Consider the following 17,175-nt stretch of genomic DNA (forward strand, 5'->3'; position numbering starts at 1 on the left):
GAACGGCAGTGACTGACAGCCTAGCATTTAAACCAGATTGTTTAAACAAAGATAAGGTTACATGCTTGAAATCATACTTATTTGTGCTTGAAAAGGCAGTCTGCACATATATAAATGCGGTTATCGATAGACAATAGCCCACTCACCTCCCCGTGATTTGTAGTGTGCCGATTCCCTATGACATTATAATAAAAAATATTCGCTCGAAGCAAAATTTTTTCATTTCATTTTGTGCCTTGAGCGAAGTGAAAGGAATGGATATATAAATGAAAATAATTATACTAGCAGGTGGAAATGGTACTAGATTATGGCCGTTAAGTCGTGGTAGTTACCCAAAACAATTTATAAAGCTGCAGGATGATAAACCTTCATTGTTCCAGCAAACATTTAAGAGGAGCTTATTATTGGCAGATCTGGATGATATATATGTAGTTACTAATGAGAAATATAAGTTTTTAGTTATGGGTGAAATTGAAGAATTAGGCTATGAATATAATGAGTCTAATATTCTTGTTGAACCTGAGGCTAAGAATACTTTGCCGGCAATTTATGCAGGTGTTCATGAAGTAGCTAAAAAAGGGACAGACTCTGTGGTTGTTTTTCCTTCTGATCACATGATTTTAAAAGAAAAGGAATTTGCTAATATTATTAAAGCTTCAGAGGCGTTAACAAAAGATTCAATTATAACCTTTGGTATTAAACCGGATGGACCAAACACTGGATATGGATATATTGCACCTGGTGACGAAAAACTAAATGCTTATGAAGTTAAAGAATTCAAGGAAAAACCCGAGTATGAAATTGCAGTTACATATGTTAATGATGGTTATTTTTGGAACAGCGGCATATTTATGTTTAATACTGATTTTTTTATAAATGAAGTAAGATCGTATGCTAAAAATATCTATGATGCTTTTGAAAATAGTAGTAAAATTGAAGAAGCTTTTAGTAAAATAGATGAAAATATTTCAATTGATTATGGCATTATGGAAAAAAGCAAAAATGTTGCTGTTGCACCCGTAGATATTGGCTGGAGTGATCTTGGCAGTTTTGATGCTATTTATGATGTTTCTGATAAAGATGAAAATAATAACATAGTTAATTCTGATAATATAGTTATTGATTCAAAGAATAACTACATATACTCAGAAAAGGATAAAATAGTATCAACAGTAGGAGTTAATGATTTAATTGTGGTAGACAATAGGGATGCTTTACTAATATGTAAAAAGGATCAATCACAAAAAGTAAAAAAAATTGTGGAAACTTTAAAATCAAGAAATGACAGTAGGATAGAGTATCATGTTCAAGATTATAGACCTTGGGGGTACTACAAGGTACTTGAAGAAGATAAGGATTCTTTTAAGATTAAGAGAATAGAAGTGAGTCAGGGAAAGAAGCTAAGTTATCAGCTGCATCATCATCGTAGTGAACACTGGATTGTCGTTAAAGGTATGGCTAAAGTAACAATTGATGATATTGAGAGATTTGTGCCTGCAGGAGAAAGTATTTTTATAAAACCTGGACAAAAACACAGATTAGAGAATCCAGGTAAAATACCTTTAGAGATTATAGAAGTACAAATGGGTGATTACTTGGAAGAAGATGATATAGTAAGATTTGATGATGATTATGGAAGAAGGTAGTATTTTGTAAAGGGTCAGGCTCTTATAAAAAATGGAAATAAAAAAGTAAAACAGAGTAGACAGTTTACTCTGTTTTACTTTATACAAAAAATAATCATGGAATTGATTAGTTCAATGATTAAAAGTGAGTATTTAATTAACATCCATATCTTTTTCTTTATACATATAATAAATAATTGAAATATTGGAACTGTTAGGTTTATTATTAGTTATTTCATTCTGATTTGGTTTATTTGGTTTATATGAACTTTCAAATCGATTATAATCGCTTATTACCTGGCTTGATAGTATAGTTTTTTCAAAATTATTTATAACGGTATTTGAATCATCTCCAAAATATAGTTTGTCCTCATTTAAAACAGCAAGTAAATCATTAGTATAAGTAGTTAATTTTTTCTTGTCATTTGTTGTGTTTGTTTTCATAAATTGTTCATAATTAATTAATTTTGAAGTTGTTGTATCAATTAAGGATATTCTTTTATCAAGCACTTTATCAGAAAGTTGAAATTTGTGCTGATTATTTAATAAGCTCAAATTACTATAGTAAGATAAACAACTGCCTACAATAACCGCAATAATGATAAATAATGGGGTTATAATTGTATTCCAATTAAATTTGTTAGTGTGAGATTTATAATGTTCTCCCATTTTAACCCTCCTATGTAAAATAATAATTTACAATAAACATTATATAGCATAAATAAGTTGGATTCAATCGCAATTACCCCATGAGATGTAAAACAAATGTAAACAAATTCTAGCACCTCATAGAAAGAGCAATAAATTGCCAGAGACAAACAGTTTGGGATAGTAAGGGCAAACTTTTTTCATAGCCTACTGGTCCATATGAACAAAATGTAGGCAAGAAAAGAGCACTTGATTTTAAACTTGAATCAAGTGCCAATGTCATATAAAGTTTCTAGTGTGTATTAAATTATTAGTTAAATTGATTTTTTATTTTGCTGCAATAATTCCTAATAGTATACCAATTATATCAAAAATCATATCTATTATTGATTCCCATAAAGGATCTAACTGAACTACAACATCATAAATCTCTTTGAAAAAACCAAATATAAATACAATTAAACAAATTTTTAATAATCCTACTCGTTTTCGGAATATAGGAATAATGATTATTGGTAATATGAGATGTAATACCTTATGCCATTGAAATATTATTTGTAAATTCAAACTCCTCGCCCCCTAATACTTCTGTATTTTAACTGACAGAGGATTATTATTCAAAGAAAATTATATTAATTTTTTTGGAATTTTTTATGTCTTGTATTCAAAATGAGTTATGAGAATAGTAAAAGTGCCCTTTCCACAATAAAATATTAAGCATGTGTCCATATCCTTAATATTTTGATTGCTTTTTCTTCTTCAAGAACTTGGTATATTATTCTGTGTTGGATATTAATTCTCCTGGAATAAAATCCTTTTAGATCACCAACAAGTTTTTCGATCCTTCTAAAATACTTTCTCTCATGCCTGGTATATTTAAAAGATATAATGTTTCATGGATTGCTGACCAATCTTCTAGCAAGGAGCCAATTTCCAATTGCCTCCTAGTACCTCGGAGGAAGAGTAATATCGGAGGAAGAGTAATAAATTTCCAGAGGCAAGTAGTTTAGAGTAGTAGGCTCAAGGCAAACTTTTCGTACAGCCTGTCGAGGTATGTGAAAAAAATAGTGGAGCTAGGAGTTGGACAACCGAAATTTTGAACAAGTTCGGTTGTTTTTACGTTGAAGTTACCTTTAGCGAAGTTATTAAAATTATTGAATTATATGTAAAGCAATGCTAAAATGAAATTGAAAAGTTTATTTATTAGTAGGTAATTGTATTAAAATGAGGAACAAATAGAATTCTAATGCATGGAATTATAATAACAGAATAGAAAGGATTTAATATGCCAACTATATGTATGTTTAGAGGAATAAAGATCTATATTAATTATAGAGAGCATCTTCCATCACATTTTCATGCCGAATATGGAGAATATAATTGTTGTATCACTATTGATGATATAGAGTTACTTAGTGGTTCTATGCCAAATAAACAGCTTAAAATGCTGTTTGGATGGGCTGCTTTGCATCAAGAAGAATTGCAAGAAGAATGGTATCTTGCTCAACTGCAAAAAGAATTATTTCCAATAGAGCCTTTAAAATAAAAAATTGGAGGTGGGTGTTTTGGAAGCAAATTTAATTCCAGGTGAAGTTAGGGAATATTTTATAAAAGGATCTAGAAAAATTAAGAAGATAACTCCGAACAATGATTACACATTAGTCATAGCATTTGATAATGGAGAAACAAGAGTATATGATATGTCTAGGAACTTATTTGGAGTATTTGAAGTATTAAAAGATATAGATAAATTTAAGGAAGTATTTATAGATGAATCGGGGAATATTGCTTGGGATGTAGATAAAAATCTTGATTCGGCTGTAGTGTGGAATAATAGAATTAATATATGTAAAGATTCAGCATATATGGAATCTATTCCTGTTTTAGCCAAGAGCTAATTTCCTAGCAAGTTCAGGGCAAGCTCTTTACAAAGGGGTCAGACCTTATGTGAAAAATGGAAATGAAATAAGAGAGAAAACAATCGAAGTTTATGGAGAAATTCGATTGTTTTTACGTTGAACAATAAATTAAGTAAAGTAAAAATATTAGTGTGAATAGTAAAATAATTTGATATACTTTATGTATTATTAAAGTTTCAATCGAAAGTAGATTTTCAAATGCCCAGTAGACTTTTGTTTTATATGGTAGAAATATGGAGAGATACACTCAAAAATACAGATAAAAATGAAAGGAAAAGAAAAGAAAGAATTTCAAGTTACCTGCAATAATTCCTATAGCGATATATAATGGGAAAAATAAATGGACAGCACATATAAGTTTTAAAGAAATATTAAGTGGTTATCAATTATTTGAAGAAAATGTTTTAGATTTTAAATATATATTTTTAGATGTAAATAGATATGATCAGGATGAACTATTTAGTATAGCAAATTTAGTATCATCAATATTTTTAATAGATCAAAGAATAGATGACAAGGAATTAATAAGAAGATTAAGGAAAATGGTATTTATATTAAAGAAAATAAAGCCGGAACAATATGATATATTTAGAAAATGGTTAAAAGGTATAATAAAGCCAAGACTGCCGAAGGAGATGCAAAAAGAGATAGAAAATGTATTAGAAAAAACAAATCAATGGGAGGTAGAATCTATGGTATATAATTTAGAAAGAGTAATAGATGATGTAAGGAAAAAAGGTATTGAAGAAGGAATAGAAAAAGGAATAGAAAAAGGAATAGAAAAAGGAATAGAAAAAGGTAAGATTCAAGTAGCAAGAAATCTTATAAAAATGGGAACAGATTTACTAACAGTTATAAAGGCAACTGGACTTACAGAAGAAGAAATTAGTAGTATAAAAAAAGATATAAATTAGAAATAATTGGTTATAATTGAGAACATACACAGATTTGTGTAAAATAGAATAGAAATGATAAAAACTAATTGGAAATTACTATAGGATGCGTTTCTATAGTAATTTTTATTATGTTTTAACAAGTTGAAAAAACAATAGCAAGCAGCTAATTTCCGGCTGGTATGAATTATAGATATGTAGCTCAATTTAATATGGAAAGGAGTCTTTTAAATGGATCAATTTAAAGACATAAGATGGAGACAAAGGTTTGTAAATTTCGAGAAGTCATACAAATTATTAAGTAAATATATTAATCAACCTCTTAAAACAGAATTAGAACGTGCTGGCATTATACAGTTTTTTGAGATTGCCTTTGAACTATCCTGGAAATTGATGAAGGATTACCTGGAAGCACAAGAATTATATACAAAAAGTCCAAGGGAAACAATCAAGCGAGCTTATCAAATAGGGTTAATTGATGATGGACATATTTGGATAGATGCCCTTTCAGATAGAAATTTGACTGTGCATACTTATGACGATAAATTGGCAGAGAAAATGGTTAGGGATATAGTGCAGAGCTATTTTCCTGAACTAAAAAAACTTTATGAAAAGTTGATTAAGGAGCTTTAAAATGTTCGGATTATTGGAGAGAGATTTAAAATACATACTGGAGGCTGTTAAAAAATATTCAGAAATAGAGGAAGTGATTATTTTTGGCAGCAGAGCTATGGGTAATTATAAAAAAGGCTCTGATGTTGACATAGCATTAAAAGGTGAATATGTAAATAGAAAAATAGTATGCAGACTTAGTGATGATTTAAATGAAGAGTATCCACTACCGTATTTTTTTGATGTGGTAAATTATAATGATATTTCAAATGAAGAGCTTAAAAAGCATATTGACAATGTAGGAAAAACTATTTATAAAAGGAAAGATTAAATCCTATAAAAAAAGGAAGAGAAGAAGGAAAAGAACAAGCTAGGTTAAAGGATGTAGAAAGGGTTTTAAAACTAGTCAATAAAAAATTCAATTATTCAGATAGAACTTTTGATGAAAGGCTAAAAAAGCAAGTAGTGATGAACTAAATTTAATTATTGAAAATATTTTGGATATAGAAAAAATGGAGGATTTAACTAGATATTTGAGTTGATTTAGCAAACCCTTAATTTCTAACTTTTAATCCACAGCTGAAATATTCCAAGATATTCATGTAAAGCAATTCCTGTAGTATTGAAACTATCATAGGAAGGAATAAATGATTTAAGGTCTATACTTACATGAGTATTGGTAAAATAGCCAGTAGGGTAGGGTATAGCTGTTTTTATACCGGCATTGGAAAAATTCATCATTGAACGTTTCATATGGAAAGCTGATGTTACTATTATAGGTTTTGAAAAGTGATATTTATTTAGAATTTTAGCGGTAAATTTTGCATTTTCTGTTGTAGTACGGCTGCTATTTTCTATTATTATGTTATTTTTGTTAATATTTAAATCCAGCAATTGTCTTTTGGCAATTTCAGATTCTGTTCCAGTTGAAGCATAGACCTTGCCGCCAGACAAAATTATAGGTAAATTTGTTTTATTATGTATACGCAGTGTGGTTAGTAAACGGCTGGGGGCAGAACCAGAAAGCCCCCCGGTACCGCTGAAGTCCGGGGAATCAAGTGTAGCACCCCCACCAAGCATGATAATTACATCGCCATTTAGTTTTTGGGGAGGAATAAAAGTATATTCCAGTGAGTGAATTGCTAAATTTGCAGTAAGGGGAATTGAAACCACGTAAATTAGGACAGCTATTGATATTGTTAATTTTGGAATTTCCTTTTGAGATTTATATTGAAGCAGGGCTGAAATCAGTAGTATAATGATAAAGCAGCCAGGAGGAAGAATCAAGCTAGCTATGAACTTAGCAAAATATATCACAATAACACCTCTTTATATCAATCTGTTTTCACCGTATCCTGGTTTTTTTAGAAGAGCAAACATATTATTTTTATAGGCTTCAACTCCAGGCTGATCAAATGGATTTATTCCCATCAAATATCCACTGATTGCGCAAGCTTTTTCGAAAAAGTATACCATATATCCAAAATAATAAGAGGTAAGTTCAGGTATATTTACAATCATTACTGGAACATCTCCATCACTATGGGCTAGCACTGTCCCCTTCAAAGCTTGGTAGTTTATAAAACTCATTGATTTACCTGCAATAAAGTTTAATCCATCTAAATTGTCTTTGTCTTCTTCTATAATTATTTCTTTTCTGGATTTTGTTACATTTATAAAAGTTTCAAATAATATCCTAAGCCCCTGTTGTATATATTGTCCCATGGAATGTAAGTCCGTTGAGAAATCTGCCGCTGCAGGAAATATACCTTTATTATCCTTTCCCTCACTTTCTCCAAAAAGTTGTTTCCACCATTCTCCAAAATAATGAAGACAAGGCTCAAAATTTACCATAATTTCAGTAGTCTTACCCTTTTGAAATAATATATTCCTAACTGCAGCATACCTGTACGCTGCATTTTTATCTAAGTATTCACTACTGTAGGCTTCCCTGGCATCTGCTGCGCCTTGCATAATATCGTCTATATTAATTCCTGCTACTGCTATAGGAAGTAACCCTACTGCAGTTAATACAGAATATCTTCCACCTATGTTGTCTGGAATAACAAAAGTTTCATATCCCTCTATATCCGCCAATGTCTTTAAAGCTCCTCTTTTCTTATCCGTAGTAGCATATATTCTATGCCTTGCCTCTTCTTTACCATATTTTTTTTCTAATAAATTTTTGAATGTCCTAAATGCAATAGAGGGCTCTGTAGTAGTACCTGACTTGGAAATAACATTTATAGATATGTCCATACCTTCTACCGCTTCCAGCAAATCTTTCATATAAGTTGAACTCATATTATTTCCTGCATAAAGTACAATAGGTCCCTGCCTTTTATCTTTAGATAAAATGTTACTAAATGTATGTGAAAGCATTTCAATAGCAGCTCTAGCTCCCAGATAAGAACCGCCTATTCCCATAATTATAAATACATCTGAAGTATGCCTGATTTTTTCAGCTGCCACTTTTATTCTGTTAAATTCTTCTTTATCATAACTTACGGGTAAATCTACCCATCCTAAAAAATCACTTCCTGCACCTGTTTTACTTTCTATCATATTGTGGGCAACAGATACAAAAGGCTGTAAATTATCTATATCATTCTGACTAACACAGGAGTAAATTTTACTTAAATCCAAACCTATACCTTTTTCCAACATCGCTTTACTTGCACCTCCAGTAAATTTGTTCTAATTTAATTTAAATTTCATATAACCATATACTATGTATTATAGAGTATATTGATAATATTTTCAATTAATTATATGATATTTCAGGATAACAACAGCTTACGCTGTAAATTTGTCAATAAAAAATTTTATTGACAAATTAAAAGTTCTAATTTATTATTTATTGTAAGCAAATAAACTGATGAATAAGAATAGTATTCTGGAATTATATGTTTTTAGAGAGTCGCAGTCTTGGTGGAATGCGATAACATTTATCTAGATGAATGGACTTATGAAGGCAGTCTGAAAGGATTTTTTCCAAGTAGGCACTGGCGGGAACTCTACCCGTTATCAAGTGAGCATGTATTATTATGTATATGAAAAGAGTGGGTAATTTTTTACCAATTTGGGTGGTATCGCAGGAGTAAAAGCTCTTGTCCCTTTTACTAGGGACAAGAGCTTTTTATATTCTTTAAAGTAAAATTTGAAAAGGGGGTTAAAATTAAATGAGTAAAGTACCTTATAGAGTTTATTTGTCAGAGGAGAAAATACCACATAAGTGGTACAATATTAGAGCTGATATGAAAGAACAACATGAGCCCTATATAAATCCAGGTACCATGAAAACTGCAAAAGTTGAAGATCTATATCCTGTATTTTGTGAAGAACTTGCAAAACAAGAAATAGATGATAAAACTAGATATGTAGATATTCCAGATGAAGTTCTTGATTTTTATAAAGTCTATCGTCCATCACCTCTTTGTCGGGTATATAATTTGGAAAAAGCACTTGGTACGCCTGCAAAGATTTACTACAAGTTTGAGGGAAATAATACCTCTGGCAGTCATAAGTTAAATTCTGCCGTAGCACAGGTTTATTATGCAAAGAAACAAAGGATTACTTCTCTTACTACAGAAACTGGAGCCGGTCAATGGGGTACAGCTTTATCTGAGGCTTGTGCATATTTTGAAGTACACTTAACAGTCTATATGGTTAAGGTATCTTCCCAGCAGAAGCCTTATCGAAAGGCAATTATGGAAACCTTTGGGGCAAAAGTTATTTCAAGTCCATCAGATACAACAGAAGCTGGACGCTCTATCCTTGCTAAGAATCCAAATACAGGAGGCAGTCTTGGTTGTGCTATTTTATAGCAGTTGAACCTGCTTCTTGTCCATCTCTTACTAGAGGAAAATATGCCTATGATTTTTGTGATACGGAAATGATCACTCCTCTGGCAAAGATGTATACATTAGGTTGTGAGTTTATTCCTTCTGCTAACCATGCAGGTGGGTTACGTTATCATGGTATGAGTCCGGTTCTTTCAAAGCTTTATCATGATGGATATATTGATGAAGCTCGTGCTGTAGAGCAGACAAAGATATTTGATGCTGTTGTATTGTTTGCAAAGTATGAAACAATATTACCTGCTCCAGAATCTTCCCATGCAATTCGTGTGGCTATTGATGAAGCACTTAAGTGTAAAGAAATAGGGGAGGCAAAGACAATTTTATTTGGTCTTACCGGAACAGGTTATTTTGATATGCAGGCATATATACAGTATAATGAAAATAGTACGTTTAAAATATGGGATTTATGTAAATATTTTTGCCTAAAACTTTTTGACAGTGACCTAAACTCATTTCTTAACACTTCTGTTTGAAATGTGATATTATTATTTTTAGGAGTAAGTCCCGATTCTAAAAATATGGCATGCTCTTTGGCTGTTCTCGTAAAAAACAAGTTTAATTCTAACGATTGTCTAACAAATTCACTGTTAGATAGCATAGTACAAGCTCCTTGTTAATTAATTCACTTACACTATATTAATGTTATATTATCTTTAGAATAGATATGGGTAATAAACTAAATTTGGACTCTATACTTCTGCTAACTTTGTGGAGAATCTTAGAAATATCTCGCGGGTTGTTCCTATATAATACTTTGACATAGTTAAATCGTTATATTCCGCATTTAAAACTTAACTATATACAAATAGTACCATAAATAAATTATTATTGAGACAGATAATTATATGTTTACATAAAAAAGTGAACATTATAAATTATTTGTAAGTCGTTCATATTTAGCCGCTTTTGATGTTTCCAAATTTGGGTATTCAACAACCTATTATTTATAAAGTTATATTGTAGCAAGAGACTTATTTGTAGGGCTTTGTATCCAATTTCCTTTATAATCATATCGTGAACCGTGGCAAGGACAATCCCAGGTTAATTCATCAGCATTCCAGTGAAGTTCACATCCTAAATGGGCACATTTGGTTGATACTGTAAAGACATTTCCATCATTATCTTTATAAACTCCAACCTTTTGATCCTTATAGTCCACAATTCCACCGTGACCTCTCTCAATATTTTTCAGATTTTCATCAGGAATATCTATCCTCTGTGCAATAAAGTTCTTTGCTGTTGTTATAAGATCCTTGGCAGCATTTTTCATAGATGTTGATATATCAAATCTTTCAGGTGAAAATATTTTTGAAAAGTCATTTTCCTTTTCAAGAATCATATCACTTATTATGATTGCAGCTGCCATTGAACTTGTCATTCCCCATTTTTTAAATCCTGTCTCAACATAAATATTAGGAGTTTTTGATGAGTAATGCCCTATGTAAGGTATATTATCTAAGGTCATACAATCTTGTGCCGACCAATGATATTTTTCCATGGAATTTGGATAAAACTTTTTGGCTGCTTTTCTTAATTTATCATAAGCTCCACCTTCCTCATTTTCACCAGTTCTTTGAGCTATGCCTCCAAGCAATAATAAGTTTTTATAATTTCTAAATGAATATGAGTTTTTATCAATGCCTATATACATTCCATTTACATTTTGGGCATTTTCTAAAGCTATAACATAAGATCTTTCCTGATGTATTCTCATAAAATAATAGCCTGGAGTATTTAAAAATGGATAATGTGTTGCTACCACTATTTTATTTGCTTTAATTTCTATCCCATCCTTTGTAACTACAGAATTTTCTTCGGTAATATCAAGTGCTGTTGTATTTTCATAAATAGTCAATTTTTCTGAAATTGGTTTTAAAAATTTAAGTGGATTAAACTGCGCTTGATTCTTAAATTTCAATGCCATTTTGACCTTAAAAGGAAGATTTACCTTATCCACTAATTCTGCATCTATTTCTAACTTCTTGGCTGCACTATATTCATTTTCAAGACTTTGAGTATTATCTAAAGAATACACATATGCATCCTTGTATTCAAAATTACAATCAATATTTTCTTCATCAATTATTTCCTTATATCTTTGTATTGCAAGTCCATTAGCCTTAGCATATTGCCTTGCTCCCTCTTTACCAAATTTTTTTATCAAATTATCATAAATTAAGTCGTGCTGGCATGTTATCTTTGCAGTTGTATTTTTTGTAACTCCGCTTGCAGTGGTTTTTGCGTCAATAACAACAACTTCTTTTCCGCTTTTGTTAAGCATATATGCTGTCAGAAGGCCAGCCATTCCAGCTCCTATTATAACAGTATCGCATTCTATATTTTTATTTAAAGCTTCTCTTTTTCTAAAATCGACCTCGGAATTCCATACACTTTCCATGTAAATCACCTCATACTTAATATTCCACTTTTTTTGCAATATATACAGATTTTTAGTATAAGATAGGTTGATTTAGGTTATAAATACTCAACTTTTTAACTCTCATCGGTCTGAAGGGACAATTTTTGTTCAAAATCTTGACTTTTTAAAATAACTGGTTATAATAAAGTTATATAAATCATACAAATCATACTTTTGATACAATACCAACAATGAATGGAGGAAATAATATGAAGCACCCAAATGACAAGTATGCGTGGACAGTAAAAATCGGTGAAAAAGGACAATTTGTTATCCCAAAAGAAGCCAGAGATATTTTTGATATCAATCCCGGCGATACCATTATAGTTCTTGCTGATAAGAAGAAAGGTATTGCTATACCCCCAAAATCACTGTTTACAAAACTGACCAAAACAATTTTTGACGGAGGCCTTCCGAAAAGAGAGGATGATGAAGAATGAGTGTACTTGAAGTAAAAAATCTGTGTAAGAAATACCCTGCTATTTTAAAGAATAATGCACAACTGTTACAAATTGAATTATATGAAAATACAGGAGGTTACTTATGAGAAAAAATTATTTGGATAATATTCGTTGGGGTATTATCATATTAGTTGTTATTTATCATGTAGTATACATTTTCAATAGTGTGGGAGTAATATCTAATATCGGGGTAAAGGGAATACCACAGATGGATGTAATACTGTATTTTATATATCCATGGTTTATGGCTTGTTTATTTTTAGTAGGAGGAATATCTGCACGTTATTCTTTACAAAAGAGAACCGGAAAACAATTTGTAAAAGAGCGTGTCAAAAGGTTGTTAGTGCCTTCAATTGCAGGTATTTTTATTTTGGGTTGGATAAGTGGTTATGTCACAAATCATTATGTAGATATGTTTGGTGGTAAAGGAAATCTTATTCCAAGTTTTATAAAATATCTGATTTATTCACTTTGCGGAATAGGACCTTTGTGGTTTGCACATGAATTATTTTTAGCGTCTATGATATTGTTGCTATTTAGAAAATTTGACAAAGACGATAAATTATGGAAAATCTGCAAAAAAGTAAATATGGTAATTATCTTACTGTTGTTCTTTGCAGTATGGGGAAGTTCTTTCATTTTAAATACACCTCTTATTACTGTATATCGCAATGGTATCTATATTTTTATGTTTTTACTCGGATATTATGTTTTTTCACATGATGAAGTGCAGGAAAGACTGAAAAAATGGCATTTACCACTTTTAATTTCCGCAGTTATTTGTGGAATTGCTTATACAATTTATTATTATGGAGATAATTATACCACACCAGCCTGTTTACAAAGTGCATTTACTAATTTTTATCTATGGATAATTATTCTTGCAATTTTAGGCTGTGGAAAGGCATGGTTTAATGGAACAAATCACTTTACAGAATATATGAACAAAAGAACCTTCGGAATATATGTGTTGCATTATCCAGTTTTAATAATGAGTGCATATTTGTTAACCACATATTTGCAATTACCAATGCTGTTATATTATTTTATTTTATTAGTCATTGAGATTATGGCAATGCCTTTTCTATATGAAATAATAAGCCATATCCCTGTGCTAAGTTTCTTGCTTTTAGGAATATCAAAGCATTCTAGTTAGAAAGAGTAAATAATGTGTATTATTTGTATATTATTAAGTTATTGGAGGTTGTTCAAATGTCAAATCTTACCCTGCCCAAAATTCTTGTAATTTCTACTTCATATTCTGCATCTGCTTTATCTGCTGCTGTTGGATTTAGCGTAACTAGTTCATATACTATATCTCCTAGTTATAGTGTATATTTATCATCATAATGACTATTTGATATGATATAATGTTTATAAGGGCATAAATATTTTTTAGATAGCCACCTCCCAGGTTTTTATCTCTCATAAAGAGGTCATTGCGGTAATCGACAGCAGAGGAGGTGGCGGCATGAGTGGATATATTATTATTACAGCTATGGCATGTGTTACTATAGTTGGTATAGTGGGTATTTTTTCTATACTTGCATACTTAAAAGAAAGAGCTATTCTTAAGTATAAGAATAACTCTAGTGTTAACGATAATGAAATTTCAATTACCGTTGATGATAATAAAGATAAAAACTCAAAAAATTAAAATGCACCCTCCGAAAGTGCATTTTAATTAAATCTAAAAAGTAATATATGTAAAACCGCAATGGCTTCTTTTAAATATATTATACCACAAATATCTTAAGATTAAACTTAAAATATTTACATATTCACTGTTATCAATATTTATTATACTAACTTTTATTAATTTTTTTCATATATTCATTTAAAATTAAATCTAATTTTTGACTTTCATTAATTATTTTAGGACTAGATAAATTTTCACTTTGCTTCATTTCCTGTTTCAATAGCTCCCGTTGTTTTTCTAATTCTTTTAGTAACTTGACTTTTTTCACAAAACATCTCCTTTTATAAAGGTTATTAAAATGCTATTAAAAAGCTAGAGGAATTATCTATAAGTATTAATTCCTCTAATTCAATTTAAAATGGGGTAATACCCTTATATATTGAGTTTTGGATAAATAAGTTAATAGAGCTTTGTTCACCGAATCCAAAAGAAATTTTTGATAAAAGGGTAAGTTTTTCTACTAGGCTTATGCTTGTTTATAATATGGGATTAATACCAGAACAACTATATATTAATATTAAGAAATTTAATACACTTAGAAGTAAATATACGCACAATCTTGATTATGATTATCAGGTAACAGTTACTTTTTGTACTTTTCCATCTTTTATCTTTATAATTCTATCCGCTTTACTTGCTATATTTTCATCGTGGGTTACAATAATAAAAGTTGTATCAAATTTGCTATTTATACTTCTAAATAAATTATATATCTCCCTGGCATTAGTAGAATCTAAATTTCCTGTAGGTTCATCTGCTAAAATTATTTTAGGTTTATTCATAAGTGCCCTAGCTATAGCCACCCTTTGCTGCTCTCCTCCAGATAAATCATAAACATTCTTTTTTCTAAGATCTGCAATACCTACTAAATCCAGGAGCTCCTTCGCCCTATCTTTGGCCTTTTTTCCACAAAAAAAACGTTTTATTCTATAAGGCATAAGCACATTTTCTATAGTATTAAATTCAGGAAGAAGATAATGAAACTGAAAAATAAACCCTATGGTGGTATTTCTAAAAGAAGCCAAGGACCTTCTCCCCATATCTTTTATAGTCTTCCCTTGAATGTATACCTGACCTTCTGTAGGATTATCTAAAATACCCATTATATTTAATAAAGTAGTTTTTCCACTTCCTGATGCCCCTATTATGGAATTAAAAGAACCCTCCGGTATAGATAAGTTAATATCATATAAAACTTTATTTTTAATTCTCCCCCCAAAAACTTTACTAACATTTTTAAGTTCAATAATATTATCCATTTTTTATTACCTCCACAGGATTAAGTCTAAAAGATTTAAGTGCAGGGAAAAATGCTGCAAAAGTTGAAGCAGCTATGTCAATAGCACAAGATAACTTAATAAATCTATAGTTTACAACTATATCAACTAAAGGTAATCCTTTAGAATTAACTATATACCTATTGAATCCTTTTATATAAATCCATGTAAAAAATAACCCTAATGCCATACCTAATACTCCTAGAATAAATGCCTGTACAAAAAATATAAAACCTGCACTGCTATCCCTTATTCCCATAGCTTTTAATATTCCTATCTGTTTATATTTTTGAACTACACTTATACCAAGTATACTTATGATGCTAAGAACAGCTGCAAGAAGTACAAAAAATTGGATTATAAGAGTACAAATTTTTTGACCAATCATGCCACTGGCTAAAAACTGATTTTGATCTTTCCAGTTTTGAACCTTTAAGTTTTCATCAGAAAGTACTTTTTCTATAGCTTTTGCCTCTAAGTCCGCATTATATATATCCTTCACTCCTATTTCTATAGAAGTAACTTTATCACCAAAACCAATCAACTGCTGCACTGCAGTTAAATCTGTAATAATCCAGGTAACATTTATCTTAGAAGCACCTAAATCAAAAAACCCTACTACATTCAAAGTTAATTTTTTTCTGCTTATAGTAAATATGTCAATATTATCTCCTAATTTAAGACCTAATTTTTCTTTTAAGTCTTTTCCTATAATAACTTGTCCAACATTTTCATACATCTTTCCCTCATATATATTATATTTCATACCATATAATGCACTTACATCTTCAGGAATAAAGCCTCTCACCTGAACTGGCTGATTTGCATTTTCAAGCTTGATAAAAGCCTGACAATCAGCCACAGGTGCCACATGATTTACATTTGAATCTCCATTTATAATTTTGCTTTTTTTATCCTGCCAATTTTCAATACCTCCACTATGAGAGTAAACTGTAACCTGAGAGGAGTCCGCAATAATTTTATTTAAAATGGTATTTTCAAGTCCACTGCTTAAAAGCCCTATAAAAATCTGAACAGAAACCCCCACGGCTATGCCAAGTATTATAACAAAAGTCTGTATTTTACTGTGTTTTAAAAATTTCCAGGCTATTTTAAATGCTGCAAACATTATAACCTCCTAATTTACATTTATTATTTCATATCTAAAAGTATAGAAAAACCTATTTTTTAGATACCTTAGCTATAATTATAGCTAATATTTATAAAGCCAACAACAAATATAAAAATAATTATGAAGTCTAAATAATAATATCATTTTTTTGTATACAAATGTGTTAAAATAAAGTAAATATTATAAATTTAAGATAGAATAGAGGGGAAAAATTCGATAAAGCATTTAAGGAAGAAATAGTTGCAAGAATATTAGCTGGTGAAATAACGACAAGTTTAATGGCGAAGGAATTAGGTGTACATTACAAGAGTCATAGAATCTATGGTTCACCTCAGATAACTAAAAATCTACCTGATGATCAAAAAGCCAGTAAAGGGCGTGTAGCCAGATTGATGAAGGTACACGCGCTCTAAAGTGTCAAGGAAATATAAAGCGACCACAAATTCAAAGCATAATCTAACATTCTCAACAGGAATTTTACAGCTAAAAAACCCAATCAAAAATGGGTATCGGATATAACCTACATCTCAACAAAGGAAGGTTGGCTTTATCTTGCTGGTGTAATGGGTCTATATGGCCGCTGGCTTGTAGGTTGGGCTACGGATAGCCATATGAGAACTAAACTTA

General features: G+C 30.6%; 22 protein-coding genes, 5 pseudogenes and 1 other annotated feature. Of the genes and pseudogenes, 16 read left to right on the plus strand and 11 right to left on the minus strand.

Going from position 1 to position 17,175, the window contains the following annotated elements:
* Window positions 1-8: 8 nt before the first annotated feature.
* Both AB3K27_RS04635 and AB3K27_RS04640 read left to right on the plus strand, forming a co-directional pair.
* Window positions 9-137 (plus strand): hypothetical protein, encoded by a 129-nt coding sequence (locus AB3K27_RS04635; protein ID WP_368490081.1) that lies wholly within the window; start codon window positions 9-11, stop codon window positions 135-137.
* Window positions 138-266: 129 nt separating this feature from the next.
* Entirely contained in the window at window positions 267-1,646 is a 1,380-nt protein-coding gene (locus tag AB3K27_RS04640) for a mannose-1-phosphate guanylyltransferase/mannose-6-phosphate isomerase (protein ID WP_368490082.1), read from the plus strand.
* Window positions 1,647-1,778: 132 nt separating this feature from the next.
* On the opposite strand, the gene AB3K27_RS04645 is transcribed toward AB3K27_RS04640, so the two are convergent.
* From AB3K27_RS04645 to AB3K27_RS04660, 4 genes and pseudogenes are all read right to left on the minus strand, one after another.
* On the minus strand, window positions 1,779-2,294 hold the full coding sequence (locus AB3K27_RS04645; protein WP_368490083.1) for a hypothetical protein: 516 nt from the start codon (window positions 2,292-2,294) through the stop codon (window positions 1,779-1,781).
* A gap of 306 nt (window positions 2,295-2,600) precedes the next feature.
* Window positions 2,601-2,840: a hypothetical protein gene (locus AB3K27_RS04650; RefSeq protein ID WP_368490084.1), complete on the minus strand. Its 240-nt coding sequence runs from the start codon at window positions 2,838-2,840 to the stop codon at window positions 2,601-2,603.
* Between the two features lie 146 nt (window positions 2,841-2,986).
* Window positions 2,987-3,115 carry a Txe/YoeB family addiction module toxin gene (locus tag AB3K27_RS04655; RefSeq protein ID WP_368491170.1) on the minus strand — a complete coding sequence of 43 codons (129 nt, stop codon included), beginning with the start codon at window positions 3,113-3,115 and terminating at the stop codon, window positions 2,987-2,989.
* Window positions 3,091-3,189 (minus strand): annotated as a pseudogene (locus AB3K27_RS04660) (type II toxin-antitoxin system Phd/YefM family antitoxin); the annotation flags it as partial. The gene AB3K27_RS04655 and the pseudogene AB3K27_RS04660, both read right to left, overlap by 25 nt.
* Before the next feature lie 384 nt (window positions 3,190-3,573).
* Between AB3K27_RS04660 and AB3K27_RS04665 the strand changes: the two are divergent.
* The 7 genes and pseudogenes from AB3K27_RS04665 to AB3K27_RS04695 all read left to right on the plus strand — a co-directional run bounded on the left by AB3K27_RS04665 (window position 3,574) and on the right by AB3K27_RS04695 (window position 6,028).
* A complete protein-coding gene (locus AB3K27_RS04665) occupies window positions 3,574-3,819 on the plus strand; it encodes a DUF4160 domain-containing protein (protein ID WP_368490085.1) in 246 nt (81 codons plus the stop codon).
* A gap of 19 nt (window positions 3,820-3,838) precedes the next feature.
* Window positions 3,839-4,171, plus strand: coding sequence for a DUF2442 domain-containing protein (locus AB3K27_RS04670; protein WP_368490086.1), 333 nt, complete (start codon window positions 3,839-3,841; stop codon window positions 4,169-4,171).
* Between the two features lie 219 nt (window positions 4,172-4,390).
* Window positions 4,391-4,501 carry a hypothetical protein gene (locus tag AB3K27_RS04675; protein WP_368490088.1) on the plus strand — a complete coding sequence of 37 codons (111 nt, stop codon included), beginning with the start codon at window positions 4,391-4,393 and terminating at the stop codon, window positions 4,499-4,501.
* An 11-nt stretch (window positions 4,502-4,512) separates the two neighbouring features.
* Window positions 4,513-4,701, plus strand: a pseudogene (locus AB3K27_RS04680) (transposase); the annotation flags it as partial.
* A gap of 33 nt (window positions 4,702-4,734) precedes the next feature.
* The gene (locus tag AB3K27_RS04685; protein ID WP_368490090.1) at window positions 4,735-5,106 is read left to right on the plus strand and encodes an Rpn family recombination-promoting nuclease/putative transposase; all 372 of its coding nucleotides are present in this window, start codon (window positions 4,735-4,737) and stop codon (window positions 5,104-5,106) included.
* 210 nt (window positions 5,107-5,316) lie between these two features.
* Window positions 5,317-5,718, plus strand: a complete 402-nt coding sequence (locus AB3K27_RS04690) for a nucleotidyltransferase substrate binding protein (protein WP_368490091.1) — start codon at window positions 5,317-5,319, stop codon at window positions 5,716-5,718.
* Between the two features lies 1 nt (window position 5,719).
* Window positions 5,720-6,028: a nucleotidyltransferase domain-containing protein gene (locus AB3K27_RS04695; RefSeq protein WP_368490092.1), complete on the plus strand. Its 309-nt coding sequence runs from the start codon at window positions 5,720-5,722 to the stop codon at window positions 6,026-6,028.
* A gap of 230 nt (window positions 6,029-6,258) precedes the next feature.
* On the opposite strand, the gene AB3K27_RS04700 is transcribed toward AB3K27_RS04695, so the two are convergent.
* Window positions 6,259-7,014: a YdcF family protein gene (locus tag AB3K27_RS04700; RefSeq protein ID WP_368490093.1), complete on the minus strand. Its 756-nt coding sequence runs from the start codon at window positions 7,012-7,014 to the stop codon at window positions 6,259-6,261.
* A 12-nt stretch (window positions 7,015-7,026) separates the two neighbouring features.
* Window positions 7,027-8,361 (minus strand): glucose-6-phosphate isomerase, encoded by a 1,335-nt coding sequence (locus tag AB3K27_RS04705; protein WP_368491171.1) that lies wholly within the window; start codon window positions 8,359-8,361, stop codon window positions 7,027-7,029.
* 205 nt (window positions 8,362-8,566) lie between these two features.
* Window positions 8,567-8,818: a binding site (T-box leader), on the plus strand.
* Window positions 8,819-8,879: 61 nt separating this feature from the next.
* Here AB3K27_RS04705 and AB3K27_RS04710 point away from each other — a divergent pair.
* Window positions 8,880-9,937, plus strand: a pseudogene (locus tag AB3K27_RS04710) (pyridoxal-phosphate dependent enzyme); the annotation flags it as partial.
* Here the strand turns inward: AB3K27_RS04710 and AB3K27_RS04715 are convergent.
* Both AB3K27_RS04715 and AB3K27_RS04720 read right to left on the minus strand, forming a co-directional pair.
* Entirely contained in the window at window positions 9,904-10,158 is a 255-nt protein-coding gene (locus tag AB3K27_RS04715; RefSeq protein WP_368490094.1) for a DUF2935 domain-containing protein, read from the minus strand. The pseudogene AB3K27_RS04710 and the gene AB3K27_RS04715 overlap by 34 nt on opposite strands.
* A gap of 354 nt (window positions 10,159-10,512) precedes the next feature.
* Window positions 10,513-11,958: an FAD-dependent oxidoreductase gene (locus tag AB3K27_RS04720; protein ID WP_368490095.1), complete on the minus strand. Its 1,446-nt coding sequence runs from the start codon at window positions 11,956-11,958 to the stop codon at window positions 10,513-10,515.
* 230 nt (window positions 11,959-12,188) lie between these two features.
* Between AB3K27_RS04720 and AB3K27_RS04725 the strand changes: the two genes are divergently transcribed.
* The 4 genes from AB3K27_RS04725 to AB3K27_RS04740 all read left to right on the plus strand — a co-directional run bounded on the left by AB3K27_RS04725 (window position 12,189) and on the right by AB3K27_RS04740 (window position 14,097).
* Window positions 12,189-12,419, plus strand: coding sequence for an AbrB/MazE/SpoVT family DNA-binding domain-containing protein (locus tag AB3K27_RS04725; RefSeq protein WP_368490096.1), 231 nt, complete (start codon window positions 12,189-12,191; stop codon window positions 12,417-12,419).
* 103 nt (window positions 12,420-12,522) lie between these two features.
* On the plus strand, window positions 12,523-13,596 hold the full coding sequence (locus AB3K27_RS04730) for an acyltransferase (RefSeq protein ID WP_368490097.1): 1,074 nt from the start codon (window positions 12,523-12,525) through the stop codon (window positions 13,594-13,596).
* A gap of 56 nt (window positions 13,597-13,652) precedes the next feature.
* Window positions 13,653-13,790: a hypothetical protein gene (locus AB3K27_RS04735; protein ID WP_368490098.1), complete on the plus strand. Its 138-nt coding sequence runs from the start codon at window positions 13,653-13,655 to the stop codon at window positions 13,788-13,790.
* A 121-nt stretch (window positions 13,791-13,911) separates the two neighbouring features.
* Window positions 13,912-14,097 (plus strand): hypothetical protein, encoded by a 186-nt coding sequence (locus tag AB3K27_RS04740; RefSeq protein ID WP_368490099.1) that lies wholly within the window; start codon window positions 13,912-13,914, stop codon window positions 14,095-14,097.
* Between the two features lie 148 nt (window positions 14,098-14,245).
* On the opposite strand, the gene AB3K27_RS04745 is transcribed toward AB3K27_RS04740, so the two are convergent.
* From AB3K27_RS04745 to AB3K27_RS04755, 3 genes are all read right to left on the minus strand, one after another.
* Window positions 14,246-14,407, minus strand: a complete 162-nt coding sequence (locus AB3K27_RS04745; protein WP_368490101.1) for a Spo0E family sporulation regulatory protein-aspartic acid phosphatase — start codon at window positions 14,405-14,407, stop codon at window positions 14,246-14,248.
* A 304-nt stretch (window positions 14,408-14,711) separates the two neighbouring features.
* Window positions 14,712-15,398, minus strand: coding sequence for an ABC transporter ATP-binding protein (locus AB3K27_RS04750; protein ID WP_368490102.1), 687 nt, complete (start codon window positions 15,396-15,398; stop codon window positions 14,712-14,714).
* Window positions 15,391-16,545: an ABC transporter permease gene (locus AB3K27_RS04755; protein ID WP_368490103.1), complete on the minus strand. Its 1,155-nt coding sequence runs from the start codon at window positions 16,543-16,545 to the stop codon at window positions 15,391-15,393. The genes AB3K27_RS04750 and AB3K27_RS04755 overlap by 8 nt, the downstream gene beginning before the upstream one ends.
* A gap of 221 nt (window positions 16,546-16,766) precedes the next feature.
* On the opposite strand from AB3K27_RS04755, the pseudogene AB3K27_RS04760 reads away from it, so the two are divergent.
* Together AB3K27_RS04760 and AB3K27_RS04765 are read left to right on the plus strand one after the other, a co-directional pair.
* Window positions 16,767-16,847: pseudogene (locus AB3K27_RS04760) on the plus strand (hypothetical protein); the annotation flags it as partial.
* Window positions 16,843-17,153 (plus strand): annotated as a pseudogene (locus tag AB3K27_RS04765) (DDE-type integrase/transposase/recombinase); the annotation flags it as partial. The pseudogenes AB3K27_RS04760 and AB3K27_RS04765, both read left to right, overlap by 5 nt.
* Between the last annotated feature and the right edge of the window lie 22 nt (window positions 17,154-17,175).

Origin of the sequence: Clostridium sp. BJN0013 (genome assembly GCF_040939125.1) — a bacterium.
Classification (GTDB): domain Bacteria; phylum Bacillota; class Clostridia; order Clostridiales; family Clostridiaceae; genus Clostridium_B.